The organism is Micromonospora sp. CPCC 205739 (assembly GCF_036906795.1).
Lineage (GTDB): Bacteria > Actinomycetota > Actinomycetes > Mycobacteriales > Micromonosporaceae > Micromonospora.
Genome location: NZ_JBAKHS010000021.1, coordinates 23,537 through 37,700 on the forward strand (window position 1 = coordinate 23,537; position 14,164 = coordinate 37,700).

Genomic DNA, 14,164 nt, shown 5'->3' on the forward strand with positions numbered 1-14,164 from the left:
GACGGGCCGGACGGGCGGGGCGGCCGCCGAGGTGGCGGCCGCCCCGAGGAGCGTCAGGCGCTCGGGCAGGTGTTGCGGTACTCCTCGATCGCCAGGCCGCTCGGGCCAGGGCAGAGGAACTGCTCGTAGCGGGTGTCGTTGTCGACGAACCGCTTCAACCAGGCCACCATCTGCCGCGCGGTGGGCGTGTTCACCGACTGCGGGAAGAAGTGGCTCGCCCCGTTGAGCTCCAGGTACGCCTTCTCCGACGAGGCCGGGATGCTGCTGTAGAACGGCTCCGAGTGCGACGAGACCGGCGCGACGGTGTCGCTCTCGCCGCCGACGATCAGCGTCGGCACCCGTACATCGGACCAGGTCTTGTCCGTATTCCACGGTGCCAGCGGCACCGCGGCCTGAAGCGACGGCCGGGCGACGGCGGCTTCGAGGCTGCCCCCGCCGCCCATCGAGTGCCCCGAGACGGCGAGCCGGGTGCCGTCGATCCGGCCCCGCACCGAACTGCGCTGCACCAGATAGTCGAGCGCGGCGAGCAGTTGCCGGCCGCGGCTGTCCGGCTGGTCGAAGCGGCTGTTGGTCTCGATGCCGATCACCACGAACCCGTGCGAGGCGATCCGGGGGCCCAGCCAGCTGATGCTGGACCAGGCGGCGGTGTAGCCGGGCGAGATGGCGACGGCCCCGAAGGTGCCCTCGCTGGTGCTGGTCGGGTAGTAGATGACTCCCCCACCGAAGCCGGTCACGCTGAACGACGAGACGCTCTGCGACGCGGTGGCGAAGGGACCGCGGCTGGCCTCCAGGAGCGCAACGGTCGGGACGGGACCACGCTCGTACGGGTTCTCGGCGGCCTGGGCGGCCGGCGACGCGGCCAGGCCACCGACCGTGGCCAGGACGGCCGCGACGGCCAGGGCGGCGGCGCGGACGGCGGAACGGGGACGGGTGGTGTTGGTTGGTGATGACACGTCGGGCACTCCCTGCGGTCGGGGCATATCGACGTGGATCAGTGTTCGGCGGCGTGGGCGGCCCCCGCATCGGTGAAATCACCAGTCCCCCGGGCGGCGGTGACGCCGGCCCCACTGGACGGTCGTGCCCGTGCGGCGTCATCGGCAGCGGCGCGTCGAGCGCCTCGGCGGCGGCGTGCCCGCTTCGGTCGCTTGTCGCCCGCCGGACGACGACGCGGTCAGCGCTCCTCGGCGTAGTGGGAGTGGACCGCCGGTTGGCCGGTGTAGTTGGGGCCCGCGCGGTCGTCGGCGCCAAGGAAACGGTACGGGAGGCGGACCTCGCGGCGACCGGTGCGGCTGATCCGGCGGCGGCGGGAATCGTAGGTGAAGCCGGCGGCGACCAGCAGCGTGGTGAGGCGTCGCCCGGCGGGGCGCCCGTCGGCGAGCCGGATGCTGGACAGGTCCAGGTCGGCCACGAACCGGCCCTCGGGCGTCAACCAGTCGGCGGCGCGGGCCAGGACGGCGAGCTTGTCCCCGACGTAGTGCAGTCCGTGCAGGCAGGTGACCAGGTCGAACGGCCGGTCCGGCGCCCAGGTGGCGACGGAGGCGCAGACCAGCCGCAGGTTCGCCGGCGGTGTCGGCACCGGGTCGAACGCGTCCACGAGGTCGACCCCGACGAGGGCGGTACGCCCGGCCACCCCCATCCCACGCAGCTGCCCGGCCGCCTGGATCAGGGCCCGGCCCGTACCGCAGCAGAGGTCCAGCCAGCCGGCGGTGGCGGCGCCGGCGAGCCGGTCGGTGAGCACGTCGACGGGGTTGAAGCCCAGCTCACGGGCGTAGCTGTTGACCCCGGCGAGCTGCCGTTCGCGGTTCATGGCGTTGTTGGCCACCACCGCCGAGCGTTCCAGCGCCGCGGTGCTCAGCAGTGCGACGCCCGGCCGGCGATCGATCCTCACGCGCTCATCCTGGGCTGGTCGGGCCCCACCGACGAGCGCCGGGGATCGACGGGCGGCGGCGGGAGCTGTCGGTCGTGCAGGCGGCTCAGCAGGGCCAGGGCGGTGACCGCGCCGAGCAGCGCCAGGAACATGTCCCACTGGGTGTCCCAGACGTCGCCCTGGGTGGCGAGGAAGTCGTCGGCGGCCGCGCCCGCGGCGAGCGCCGACCACCACTCGAACATCTCGAACAGGGCGCTGAAGGCCAGGCAGGCGCAGACCACGAGCGGTGCCAGCCACCGGCTGCCCCGCAGCGGCGACCGGCGGACGAGGATCTCCCGGACCAGGATGGCCGGTACGAAGCCCTGCGCGAAGTGGCCGAGCCGGTCGTACGGGTTGCGGGACAGGTCGAACACGTCCCGCGCCCAGTTGCCCACCGGGGTACGCGCGTAGGTGTGGTGGCCGCCGACGATGAGGATCGTCGCGTGCACCGCGAGCAGGCAGCACAGCAGGGTGGTGAGCGGGAAGCGACGCCAGGTGAGCAGCAGCACGGGGATGGCGACGATCACCCACACCGTCTCCAGCAGCCAGGTCAGCCGGTCGTACGGTCGGATGCCGGAGAGGACCAGCGCGACGAGGACGAGGCCCAGCAGTGCCGGCGGGAGGAGGGCACGGGCTCGGGTCACCGGCGTCCGCCTGTTCGTGAAAGGGCGGCCGGTCGCCGTCCGGGACGCCGACGATAGCAGCGCCCTCGTCGACCCCGGGTCGCGCTGACCGGTGCGTCAGCCGGCGTCGGTGTCGTCGCGCGTCCCACCGGTGCTCTCCCTGACCGCGAGCCGGAACGGCAGGTGCAGGTCCGCCGGGGGTGCCAGCGGCGCCCCCTCGATCAGCGCGACCAGCCGCTGGACGGCGAACCGTCCGATGTGCTCCTTGTCCGGGGCGATGGTGGTCAGGGTGGGCGTGCTGAAGCGACCCTCCTCGATGTCGTCGATGCCCGCCACCGCGATGTCCACCGGCACCCGGCGGCCCGCCTCACCGATGGCCCGGATGGCGCCGATCGCGACGAGGTCGTTGTAGCCGAAGACGGCGTCCGGGGGCGGGTCGAGGGCGAGCAGGTGGCGCATGGCGAGCAGTCCGTCCCGGCGGCCGAACTGCTCGGTGGCCACCACCAGCCGCGCGTCGACCGGCAGCCCGGCCGCCGTCAGCGCCTCCTGGTAGCCGCGCAGCCGCAGGTGTGCCGACTGCCGGTCCTGCCCGTCCCCGGCGCCGATGAAGGCGATCCGGCGCCGGCCGAGAGCGAGCAGGTGCTCGACCACGGCGCGGCTGGCGGCGACGTTGTCGATCGCGATGTGGTCGTGGGGCACGTCGTAGACGCCCTCGCCGATCAGCACGAGCGGGACGGTGCCGGTACGGGCGAGCACGTCGTCGCGGGTGATGCGGACCGGGCTGAAGATCAGGCCGTCGATGATGTGGCGGCGGGAGCCGTCCAGCAGCATCAGCTCCAGGTCGCGGTCCGCGCCGCTGCTCTCCATCACCAGCGTGTAGCCGAGGCCGGCCGCCTCCCGGATCGCCGCGTCGGCCAGTTCGGCGAAGTACGGGTTGTTCAGCTCCGGGATGGCCAGGGCGATGATGCCGGTACGCCCGCGGCGCAGGTGGCGGGCGCTGAGGTTGGGGGTGTAGCCCAGCTCGTCGATCGCCTGCTGCACCCGGCGCCGGGTCTGTTCGCCGACCGGCCGGTAGCCGTTGACGACGTTGGAGACGGTGGCCAGGGACACCCCGGCCCGCTGGGCGATGTCCTTCAGGCTGACGCCCACGTACCACCTGCCTCGGCCGGACGGGTCACGGCCGTCACCGTAGCCGTCGCACCTTGCTGAGGTACGTCTGGGTGACCACCACGACCAGCAGGAACACCCCGCTCACCACGGACTGGATCGACGAGGTGAGGTTGCCGATCTGGTTGATCACGTTCTGGATCACGCCGAGCAGCAGCACCCCGCACAGCGTCCCACTGACGCTGCCGGCGCCACCGATGAGCAGCGTTCCCCCGATGACGACCGCGGCGATCGCGTCCAGTTCCATGCCGACGCCGAGGATGGTGACCCCGGACCCGAGCCGGGCGGCGTTGAGGACCCCGGCGAATCCGGCCAGAAGCGCGCTGAGCACGTAGGTCAGCGTCTTCAGCCGGGCGACCGGCAGCCCCATCAGCCCGGCGGCCTCCTCGTTGCCGCCGAGGGCGAAGACGGCCTGGCCGTACCGGCTGCGTTGCAGCAGCACGGCCGCGGCGACGCAGAGCAGCACGGCCAGGTACACCGGCCAGCCGATGCCGAAGAGGGTGCCCCGGCCGACGTCGAGCAGCACGGAGTCGCGGGGCACCAGGTACGTCCGGGCGCCCTCGTCGGTCACGGCGAGGAGCAGGCCACGGGCGCCCAACAGGCTGGCCAGCGTGACGATGAAGGGGGCCAGCCCGGCCCGGGCGATGACCAGCCCGTTGAGCAGGCCGATGGCGCCGCAGACGGCGAGCGGCAGCAGGACCGCCGGCAGCGCGCCCCACTGGCTGGCCCAGGCGGCGAGCACCCCGCCGAGGGCGAAGACCGATCCCACGGAGAGGTCGATCCCACCGCCGATGATCACGAAGGTCATGCCGAGCGCGACGATGGCCAGCGTCGACGACTGGATGGCGATGCCGGCGAGGTTGCCGGCGGTGGCGAACGACTCGAAGAGCAGCGCCGCGACGGCGCTGGCGAGCAGCAGCACGGCCAGGGCGCCGTGCCGCTGCGCCAGCGCGGCGATCCGCTCGGTCCCGGCGACCCGGGAGGTGGGCAGCTGCGCCGTGTCGCCGGTCGCGACGTGGGCCGTGGTGCCGGTGGTCATCGCGTCCTCCGTTGCTGGGCGACGTAGACGGCGATCAGGATGATGACGGCCTGCACCATCTGCGCCGTGGAGTCGGGCAGGTCGTGCTTGATCAGGGTGGCCCGGAGCAGCTGCATGAGCAGCGCGCCGGCGACCGTGCCGAGCACCCGGACCCGGCCGCCGGAGAGCGGCGTACCCCCGACGACGACCGCGGTGATCGCGGACAGCTCGATCAGGTTGCCGATGGCCGACGGGTCGCTGGCGGTGAGTCGGGCGGTGGCGAGGACCCCGGCCAGGGCGGCGAAGACCCCGCTGAGCACGTAGGTGACGACGAGGACCCGGCGGACCGGCAGCCCGGCCAGCTGGGCGGCGGCCCGGTTGCCGCCGATGGCGACGAGCTGCCGGCCGTACGTGGTGCGGTGCACGGTGAATCCGATCAGGACGGCCAGCACGACGGCGACCCAGGCGACCACGGGCAGCCCGAGGAGTTCGTCGGTGCCGAGGGCGAGCAGGTCCGGGTTGCGGATCTGCTTGAGCTGGCCGTCGGCGATGACCAGGGCCAGGCCCCGCCCGGCGACCAGCAGGGCGAGCGTGGCGACGATCGGTTGCAGGCCGACCACGGCGACGAGGGTGCCGTTGAGCACGCCGGCCGCCGCCCCGGCCAGCAGGGCCATGGCGACCGCGGGCCACAGCCCGAAGCCGAGGTACAGCGGCAGGACGGCGGCGGCCAGGGCCATCACCGAGCCGACCGACAGGTCGATGCCCTCGCTGCCGATGACCAGGGCGATGCCGAGCGCCACGATCACCACCGGGGCCACCTGCACCAGTTGCGTGCGGAGGTTGGCCAGCTCCAGGAAGTTGTCGGTGAAGACGGCGTTGAACAGCAGCAGCGCGCCGACGGCGACGTACACCCCGACGTCGCGGACCCGGCGGGTGAGCGCGGCCCGGTCGGGCGCGGTACGCGCGGCGACGCTGCGTTCAGCGGTGCTCATCGGCGGCCTCCTCCGGCGCGGCCAGGGTGGCCAGGATGGCCGGTTCGGAGACCTCGTCACCGGCCAGCTCGCCGACCACGGCGCCGGCCCGCAGCACCACCACCCGGTCGGCGCCCTCCACGAGTTCCTCCAGGTCGGAGGAGATGAGGACGACGCCCAGGCCGTCGCGGGCCAGCTCACCGACGAGCCGCTGCACCTCCGCCTTGGCGCCGACATCGATGCCCCGGGTGGGTTCGTCGAGCAGCAGCAGGCGGGGGTTGAGGCACAGCCAGCGCGCCAGCAGCACCTTCTGCTGGTTGCCGCCGGAGAGGTCACCGACCCGCTGCTCCGGGCTGGCCGCCCGGATGCGCAGCCGGGTCATGAACGTCTCGACGATCCGGTCCTGTCGGGCCCGGGAGACCACCCCGGCGCGGGCCAGCCGCGGCATGGCGGCCAGCACGATGTTCTCGCGTACGGACAGCTCGGGGATGATGCCCTCGGCCTTGCGGTCCTCGGGCAGCAGCGCCACGCCGGCGCGCAGCGCGCGCCGGGGGGTGGGCCGGCGCAGCCGCCGTCCGGCGACGGTCACCGTGCCCGCGTCCAGCGGCAGCGCCCCGACGATCGCCTTGGCGGTCTCGGAGCGGCCGGAGCCGAGCAGTCCACCGAGGCCGGTGACCTCGCCGGGCCGGACGGTGAAGGAGACGTCGTGCAGCAGGTGCCGCTTGCGCAGCCCCGCCACGCGCAGCACCGGTTCGCCGTCGCGGGCGGCGTGGTCGCCGGTGAAGCCCGTCACGCCGTCGCGGCGGACCTCGGCCAGGTCCCGGCCCAGCATGGCCGAGACGAGCCGGAGGCGGTCGAGGCCGGCCAGCGCCCCGGTGTGCACGACCCGGCCGTCGCGCAGCACGGTCACCCGATCGCAGAGCTGGTAGAGCTCGTCGAGACGGTGACTGACGTAGACCACCGCGATGCCCCGGGCGCTGAGCCGGCGGACCAGCCCGAACAGCGTCTGCACCTCGCGCGGCTCCAGCGAGGAGGTCGGCTCGTCCATGACGAGCACCTTCGCGTCGACGGCGACGGCGCGGGCGAGGGCGACCATCTGCTGCGCGCCCAGGCTCATCGACCGCAGCGGCCGGGTCACGTCGACGTCGACGCCGTACCGGGCGAGCACCTCGGTCGCCTCCCGGTTCATCCGGCCGACGTCGAGGAGGCCGAACCGGCGGGGCTCCCGCCCCAGGAAGAGGTTGCGGGCGATGCTCAGCAGCGGGATGAGGTTGACCTCCTGGTAGATGGTCGAGATGCCGGCGCGCTGGGCGTCCAGCGGCCGACCGAAGGTGACCGGCCCGCCCCGGTAGCGGATCTCGCCGGAGTCGGCCTGGTAGACGCCGGTGATCACCTTGATCAGGGTGGACTTGCCGGCGCCGTTCTCGCCGACCAGGGCGTGCACCTCGCCGGGCGCGACGCTCAGGCTCACGCCGTCCAGGGCGCGGACGCCGCGGAAGTGTTTGCTGACGTCGCGCACCTCGAGCACGGGTGCGGCGTCGGTCTCGGTCATGTCGGTGGCCCCTCTGCGACGGTGACGGAGCGGGTGCCGGCGCTCCGGCGCGTGGGCGCGCCGGAGCGCCGGTCGGTGCGTCAGTACGCGCCGGCCAACGACTCCCGGGCGTTGGCGGAGTCGTACTCGCGGTCGGAGATGATGACGTTCTCGGGAATCGCGGTGCCGGCGTAGAAGTCCTGGGCGGTCTTGAAGGCCAGCGGACCGAAGCGCGGGTTGGACTCGATGACGGCGTTGATCGTGCCGTCGACGATCGCCTGGACGGCGTTGCGGGTCCCGTCGATCGAGACGATCTTGACGTCCTTGCCGGGGTTCTTGCCGGCCGACCGCAGGGCGGTCACCGCGCCGAGCGCCATCTCGTCGTTCTCGGCGTAGACCGCGGTGATGTCGGGGTTGCTGGAGATGAGCTGCTCCATGACGGCCTGGCCCTTGTCACGGGCGAACTCGCCGGTCTGCTGGGCGGCGATCTGCAGCCCGGGCGCCTTCGCCTTCACCTGCTCGACGAAGCCGTTGGTCCGGTCGGTGGTGACGTTGTTGCCGGACGAGCCGAGCAGGATGGCCACCTTGCCGGTCCCGCCGGTCACCTTGATCATCGCGTCGGCCGCCCGCTTGCCCTGCTCGACGAAGTTGGAGCCGAGGAAGGCCAGGTAGTCCTTGCAGGGCGCGGCGTTGATCTTGCGGTCGATGGTGAGCACCGGGACCTTCTTCGCCGCGGCCGCCTGCAACGCGGGCTCCAACCCGTCGGAGTTCAGCGGCGCGACGATGAGGAACTGCGCGCCCTGCGCCAGCATGTCCTGGATGTCGCTGATCTGCTTGGACAGTTGCGACTGGGCGTTGGTGACCAGCAGCTTTTTCACGCCGATCTTCGCGGCCTCGTCCCGGATGGACTGCGTCTCGGCGATCCGGAACGGGTTCGCCTCCTTTTCGGACTGGGAGAAGCCGACGACCGCGTCGGCCAGGTCGAGCTTGCCGGCGCCGTACTGCTGCAGGGTGCAGCCGGCGCCACCCGGGGTGCTGCTGGCCACGACCTGCTGGCCCTCGCTGCCGGCCGGGGCCGGGGCGTCCTCGCTCTCGCTCTTCGTGCAGCCGGTGAGCACTGCGGCGCCGGCGATCAGGGCGACGGTCGCGTTCGCCAGAACGCGGATCCTGATGGTCATCCGTTGCTCCTCGTACGCGGTGGGGTGGGGGGTCGGACGGTGCCGACGGGCGTATCCGTGCAGGCGAATCCCGCCCGCGGAGCGGCCCTTTCCGCGCTGGTGAACGCGCCCAGGACATTGATGAACAGGCATTGACCGACCGTCCACGGGAGGCCTATAACGTTATACATACGTTCACGGATGTCAATAAGATCCTCCGTCAGCGCCGTCGATGGGTCCCCACCGGCATCCGCCCCGCCCGGCACCCGTCCGCCGTCCCCCCACCGAAGACGGAGACGCCATGAGACAACGCGTCCACCCCCGCCCGCCCTGGATCCGATCGCTGCTGGCCGTGGCCACACTGGTCGCTGGTCTGCTGGTCGCGGCCCCGGCCGCCCAGGCGGTCCCCGCGAAGACCCCGCCCCTGACCACGCCCTGGACCGCCCAGGCGCTCTCCGGCACGCCGCTGCCGGAGTACCCGCGCCCCCAGATGACCCGCCCCGACTGGCAGAACCTCAACGGCGAGTGGCAACTGCGGCAGTCCGCGACCGACGACCCGCCCCAGTTCGGCACCACCCTGCCCGAACGGGTCAACGTCCCCTTCCCGGTGGAGTCGGCGCTGTCCGGGGTGCGCCGCTCCCCCGGCGACGACCGCAGCTGGCTGTACTACCGGCGCCTGTTCACCGTCCCGGCGGGCTGGGCCGGCCGACAGGTGCAGCTGCACTTCGGTGCCGTCGACTGGCAGACCACCGTCTGGGTCAACGGCGTGCAGGTCGGCAGCCACACCGGGGGCTACGACGCGTTCACCTTCGACGTCACCGCCCGCCTCAACGGCGGCAGCAACGAACTCGTCGTCAAGGTCTTCGACCCCAGCGACAGCCGGCAGAACGGCACCCTGCCCCCGATCGGCAAGCAGACCAGGACCCCCGGCGGCATCTTCTACACCCCCAGCTCCGGCATCTGGCAGACCGTCTGGCTGGAGCCCACCCCTGCCGCCTCGATCAGCAGCGTCGACCTCTACCCGAGCCTCGCCGACAACCGGTTGCGGGTGCGGGTCTTCACCCGCGGGAACGTCAGCGGACACAGCGTCCTGGCCGAGGCCCTCGACGGCAGCACCGTCGTCGGCTCGGCCACCGGCGGCTTCACTGAGTTCTCGGTGCCGGTGCCGAACGCGCGCCGCTGGTCCCCCGACGACCCGTTCCTGTACCACCTGCGGGTCACCCTGCGCGGCAGCGGCGGGGCGACCGTGGACCGGACGACCCACTACTTCGGCATGCGGGAGATCACCACCGGCCTGGTCAACGGGGTGCTGCGGCCGAAGCTCAACGGCCAGTTCGTGTTCCAGGTCGGCACCCTGGACCAGGGGTACTGGCCCGACGGGATCTACACCGCGCCCACCGACGCGGCGCTCGCCTTCGACCTGCAGAAGCACAAGGACCTCGGCTTCAACATGGTCCGCAAGCACATCAAGGTGGAGCCGCAGCGCTGGTTCTACCACGCCGACCGCCTCGGCCTGCTGGTCTGGCAGGACGTCCCCTCGCTCACCGCGCAGGACGTCAACCCCACCGACGCCCAGCAGGCCCAGTTCGAGGCGGAGGCCCGCGAGATCGTCGACGAGCATCGCAGCTCACCGGCGGTGGTCGCGTACACGGTCTACAACGAGGGCTGGGGCGAGCGCGCGCTGGCCGACACCCGGCGGGTGGGCCAGGCGGTCAAGGACCAGGACCCGACCCGGCTGGTCAACACGCACAGCGGGTACAACTGCTGCCAGTCCCTCGGCAACCCCGGCAACGGCGACATCGACGACTGGCACGTCTACGTCGGCCCGGACTCGCCGCAGCCCTCGGGCAGCCGGATCGCCGTGCTCGGCGAGTTCGGCGGGCTGGGACTGCGTACCCCGAGGCACGAGTACAGCCCCAACGGCAACTTCCTGGCCTACGAGTGGCAGCCCGACTCGACGGCGCTGACCAACCGGTACGTCGGCCTGGTGCAGGGCAGCCGCAACCTGATGATCGGCCGGGGCCTGAGCGCGTCGGTGTACACCGAGATCACCGACGTGGAGGGCGAACTCAACGGCTTCCTCACCTACGACCGCCAGGTCGTCAAGATGGACCAGGCCCGGGTCCGGCAGGCGAACCAGGAGTTGATCGCCGCCTCGAAGGCGCTCGGCAACTCCACGCCGGTCGCCCTGCCGGTGGGGCAGCGCCGCTCGTTGCGGGTGACCACGCCCGGCTACACCGACCGCTACCTGCGGCACCGCGACAGCCTGGCCTACACCGAGGTGGTGACCGCCGCCAGCCCGGCGCTGCTCAAGGCCGACGCGACGTACACGATCCGGGCGGGGCTGGCCGACGCCACCTGCTACTCGTTCGAGTCGGTGAACTACCCCGGGCAGTACCTGCGCCACGCCTACTCCCGGGTGCGCAACTCGCCCGACGACGGCTCGGCCCTGATGCGCGCCGACGCGACCTGGTGCGCGCGCACCGGGTTGACCGGCAGCGGGGTCTCGCTGGAGTCGTACAACTTCCGGGGCTCGTACCTGCGCCACTACGACTCGCAGGTGTGGCTGAGCAACGGGGCGGGCGGCGACGCCTGGAACACCCCGACCATGTGGACGGCGGACAGCACCTGGACCGTCGCCGAGCCGTGGGCGCCCTGACCCCGGTCGGGCGGTGACCCGCTCCGCCGGTCGGCTCGCTCGTCGGAGCCGGCCGGTGGAGCGGGCGCGCCCTCGCCGGGGAACCGTCGGGGCTACCTTCCGGTGCGGGGTCAGGTGCGGTCGGCTGCCGGCGGCTGGTGCCGGTGCGGCCGGTTGCGCACGACGGCGAGCGCGAGGACGGCGGCGGCGAGGAAGACGACGGCGTTGACCCGCAGGCCGGCCTGCACACCGGCGGTGAGGGACTCGGCGAGCGCCTGCCGCACCGGCCCGGGCGGCGTCTCGGTGCCGGTGGCGCCGGCCGTCACGGCCGCCTGCACCGCGGTGCGGGTGGCTTCGGGTACGCCGTGGGCGGCGAGCCGGCCCGGCAGGTCGGCGATCAGCGTGGTGCTGAGCAGGGTGCCCAGCAGCGACGCGCCCGTCACGGCGCCGAGCTGGCGGGCGGTGTTGACCGCCGCGGAGGCCATACCGGCCTGGGCGGGAGCGACGCTGGCCAGTGCCGCCGCGGTGGCCGGCGCGACGACCAGGGCGCAGGCCGCGCCGAAGAGCGCGAGCAGGGGCCAGCTGTGGCTGAACGGGGTGCTCGGCGTGTGGGTGGAGAGGCCGAGGCTGGCCAGGCCGCCGAGGAGCAGGCCGAGGGTGAGCGGCGCCTTGAAGCCGGTACGGCGGATCGCCCGACCGGCGACGAAGGCGGTGAGCGCGTAGAGGCCGAACACCGCCAGCATCCGCCAGCCGGTGTCCAGCGGGCTGAGCGCCTGGGCGCGCTCGTGGAAGAGCACGAGCAGGATCGACACGCCGGTGAAGCCGAACAGCGACACGGCGGCGACGACCATGACGGCGCTGAAGGAGGCCGACCGGAACAGCCGCACGTCGAGCATCGGCGCGGCGGTGCGCAGCTCGACCAGGACGAAGGCGACGAGTCCGGCGACCGCGGTCAGCCACGCGGCCGCCACCGTCGGGCTGGTCCAGCCGTGCCGACCGCCCTCGATCAGGGCGTAGACGACGGCGGCGACGGTGAGCGTGCCCAGCAGCAGGCCGGGCAGGTCGAGACGGCTGGCCGGCTGCCGCGACTCGGCCACCCAGAAGGTGGTGACGGCGAGGGTGACCACGCCCAGCACCACCGTGGACAGGAAGACGCTGTGCCAGTGGAAGTGCGCCAGCAGCGTCCCGGCGATCACCGGGCCCACCGCCAGGCCGACGCCGGACGCCGCCGCCCAGGCGGTGATCACTTCGGTACGGCGGTGCGGGTCGGTGAAGGTCACCCCGAGGATCGCCAGGCTGTTCGCCAGGATCAGCGCACCGCCCGCACCGGCCACGAGCTGCCCGGCGATGACCCAGCCGGGGGCGGTGGCCAGGGCGACCAGCGCAGCCCCGGCCATCATGGCCGCGACGCCGGCGCTGAACATCCGCTTGCGCCCGTACCGGTTGCCGAGCGTGGCGGCGGAGAGCACGAGGCTGGCCAGCACCAGGGTGTAGGCGCTGGGGATCCAGACCAGGGTCGTCGGATCGACCCGCAGGTCCCGCTGGATCGTGGTGAGCGTGGAGACGGTGGCGGTGAGCTGGAGGAAGGTGACCAACGAGCCCAGGCACATGGCGACGAGGGTCGCCGGGTGTGAGCCCCGTACGGGGGCCTTGCGCGCCGGCGCTGCGGCGGCGGCCGCGGTCGGCTCCCGCCACGCGGTGGTGGCGGTCCGCTCTTCGGGCACAGGTACTCCTTGCAGGAATGACGGGTGGGGGCGTGGGCCGGACGGGGCCGCCCGCGCGGAAGCGGGTCGGGGCCGGATGCGGTTACGGCAGCTGCGGGTAGAGGGCCGCCACGCCGCCGGCGAGCTTGGCGCGCACGTCCCGGCTGAGGTCGTCGGCGAGGATCTCGTACGCGTCCGCCGCGAGCTGGTCGATCGTGTACGCCGCGACGGCCGCGGGGTCGGCCTTGGGGGCGGTGACCGCCCGGGTCATGTCGGTGTCCATGTAGCCCACGTGCAGTCCCGCGACGCGGATCTTCGCCGGGGCGAGCTGCAGTCGCAGAGCGTTGGTGAGGCTCCACTCGGCCGCCTTCGCCGCCCCGTACGCACCGTCGCTGGGCAGGGCGAACCAGGAGAGCACGGACAGCACGTTGAGGACGGTGCCGCCGCCGTTGCGCTCGATGACGGGCGCGAACGCCCGCGTCACCGAGAGGGTGCCGAGGTAGTGGGTCTCCATCTCCAGCCGGATCTGGTCCAGGTCGCCGGTGAGCAGGTCCGCCCCGGTCGCCGTGCCGGCGTTGTTGACCAGCAGGGTGACGTCGCCGGCGGCGGCCGCTGCCGCCGCCACGGAGGCCGGGTCGGTGATGTCCAGCTCCAGCGGCCGGGCGCCCGGGAGGTCGATCTGGGCGGGGTTACGGGCGGCGGCGTACACCGTGGCGCCCCGGGCGAGCAGTTCGGCGGCCAGGGCGCGGCCGAAGCCCCGGTTCGCGCCGGTCACCAGCGCGGTCATGGTCGAGATGTCCATGCTTCATCCTGTCTGCGGAGTTGCCGGATTCGGGTCTGGCTTCTGTTTCAAAAAGCCAGCTCGGCCAGTGAAGCACTCTGACTAGCGTTGGCGCAAGTCAGCCCGTACGCTGAGGGCATGCAGGATCTGCGGGAGGACCGGGAGGCGTGGTCGATGACCAACTGCTCGATCGCCCGCGCCATGGACATCGTCGGCAGCAGGTCGGCGATGCTCATCATGCGCGAGGCGCTGCTCGGCACCCGCCGCTTCGACGACTTCGTCCGGCGGGTGGGCATCGGTGAGCCGGCGATGGCGGCCCGCCTGCGGGAACTGGTCGGCGCCGGGCTGCTCGAACGGACCCCCTACCGCGAGCAGGGCCAGCGCACCCGGTACGAGTACCAGCTCACCCGCAAGGGGCAGGAGCTGCTGCCGGTGGTCACCGCCCTGCGCCACTGGGGGGACACCTGGGCCGCCGACGAGGCCGGTCCGCCCGTGCTGGCCACCCACCGCGACTGCGGCTGCCCGGTTCGCACCGTGCTCCGCTGCGAGGAGGGCCACGAGATCAACGCGGGCGACATCACCCTCGTCGCCGGCCCCGGCCTGATCGCCCGGGACTAGGCGGGCGGGTCACCGCGCGGCCGGCGGCGAAGACGCCCGGCCCGCCCGCGG

Annotated in this window: 12 protein-coding genes; 2 read left to right on the forward strand and 10 right to left on the reverse strand. The window is 72.9% G+C overall.

The window, feature by feature from the left end; genetic code table 11:
• Positions 1–53: 53 nt before the first annotated feature.
• The 8 genes from V6U88_RS24555 to V6U88_RS24590 all read right to left on the reverse strand — a co-directional run bounded on the left by V6U88_RS24555 (position 54) and on the right by V6U88_RS24590 (position 8,394).
• Positions 54–980 (reverse strand): alpha/beta hydrolase family protein, encoded by a 927-nt coding sequence (locus V6U88_RS24555; RefSeq protein WP_442934687.1) that lies wholly within the window; start codon positions 978–980, stop codon positions 54–56.
• A 191-nt stretch (positions 981–1,171) separates the two neighbouring features.
• Positions 1,172–1,888, reverse strand: coding sequence for a class I SAM-dependent methyltransferase (locus V6U88_RS24560; protein WP_334456518.1), 717 nt, complete (start codon positions 1,886–1,888; stop codon positions 1,172–1,174).
• Positions 1,885–2,550: a DUF2238 domain-containing protein gene (locus tag V6U88_RS24565; RefSeq protein WP_334456519.1), complete on the reverse strand. Its 666-nt coding sequence runs from the start codon at positions 2,548–2,550 to the stop codon at positions 1,885–1,887. Before V6U88_RS24565 ends, V6U88_RS24560 begins: the two co-directional genes overlap by 4 nt.
• Before the next feature lie 96 nt (positions 2,551–2,646).
• Positions 2,647–3,678, reverse strand: coding sequence for a LacI family DNA-binding transcriptional regulator (locus V6U88_RS24570; protein ID WP_334456520.1), 1,032 nt, complete (start codon positions 3,676–3,678; stop codon positions 2,647–2,649).
• Positions 3,679–3,712: 34 nt separating this feature from the next.
• A complete protein-coding gene (locus tag V6U88_RS24575) occupies positions 3,713–4,735 on the reverse strand; it encodes an ABC transporter permease (protein ID WP_334456521.1) in 1,023 nt (340 codons plus the stop codon).
• On the reverse strand, positions 4,732–5,706 hold the full coding sequence (locus tag V6U88_RS24580) for an ABC transporter permease (protein ID WP_334456522.1): 975 nt from the start codon (positions 5,704–5,706) through the stop codon (positions 4,732–4,734). Before V6U88_RS24580 ends, V6U88_RS24575 begins: the two co-directional genes overlap by 4 nt.
• Positions 5,693–7,237 carry a sugar ABC transporter ATP-binding protein gene (locus V6U88_RS24585; protein WP_334456524.1) on the reverse strand — a complete coding sequence of 515 codons (1,545 nt, stop codon included), beginning with the start codon at positions 7,235–7,237 and terminating at the stop codon, positions 5,693–5,695. The genes V6U88_RS24580 and V6U88_RS24585 overlap by 14 nt, the downstream gene beginning before the upstream one ends.
• An 80-nt stretch (positions 7,238–7,317) precedes the next feature.
• The gene (locus V6U88_RS24590; protein ID WP_334456525.1) at positions 7,318–8,394 is read right to left on the reverse strand and encodes an ABC transporter substrate-binding protein; all 1,077 of its coding nucleotides are present in this window, start codon (positions 8,392–8,394) and stop codon (positions 7,318–7,320) included.
• Positions 8,395–8,674: 280 nt separating this feature from the next.
• Here V6U88_RS24590 and V6U88_RS24595 point away from each other — a divergent pair, with 280 nt between their 5' ends.
• Positions 8,675–11,032 (forward strand): AbfB domain-containing protein, encoded by a 2,358-nt coding sequence (locus V6U88_RS24595; RefSeq protein WP_334456526.1) that lies wholly within the window; start codon positions 8,675–8,677, stop codon positions 11,030–11,032.
• Between the two features lie 110 nt (positions 11,033–11,142).
• Here V6U88_RS24595 and V6U88_RS24600 read toward each other — a convergent pair whose 3' ends face one another.
• Together V6U88_RS24600 and V6U88_RS24605 are read right to left on the reverse strand one after the other, a co-directional pair.
• Positions 11,143–12,735 (reverse strand): MFS transporter, encoded by a 1,593-nt coding sequence (locus V6U88_RS24600; RefSeq protein ID WP_334456527.1) that lies wholly within the window; start codon positions 12,733–12,735, stop codon positions 11,143–11,145.
• Positions 12,736–12,817: 82 nt separating this feature from the next.
• Positions 12,818–13,516: an SDR family oxidoreductase gene (locus tag V6U88_RS24605; protein ID WP_334456529.1), complete on the reverse strand. Its 699-nt coding sequence runs from the start codon at positions 13,514–13,516 to the stop codon at positions 12,818–12,820.
• 117 nt (positions 13,517–13,633) lie between these two features.
• Between V6U88_RS24605 and V6U88_RS24610 the strand changes: the two genes are divergently transcribed.
• The gene (locus V6U88_RS24610; protein ID WP_334456531.1) at positions 13,634–14,113 is read left to right on the forward strand and encodes a winged helix-turn-helix transcriptional regulator; all 480 of its coding nucleotides are present in this window, start codon (positions 13,634–13,636) and stop codon (positions 14,111–14,113) included.
• The last annotated feature ends 51 nt before the right edge of the window (positions 14,114–14,164 follow it).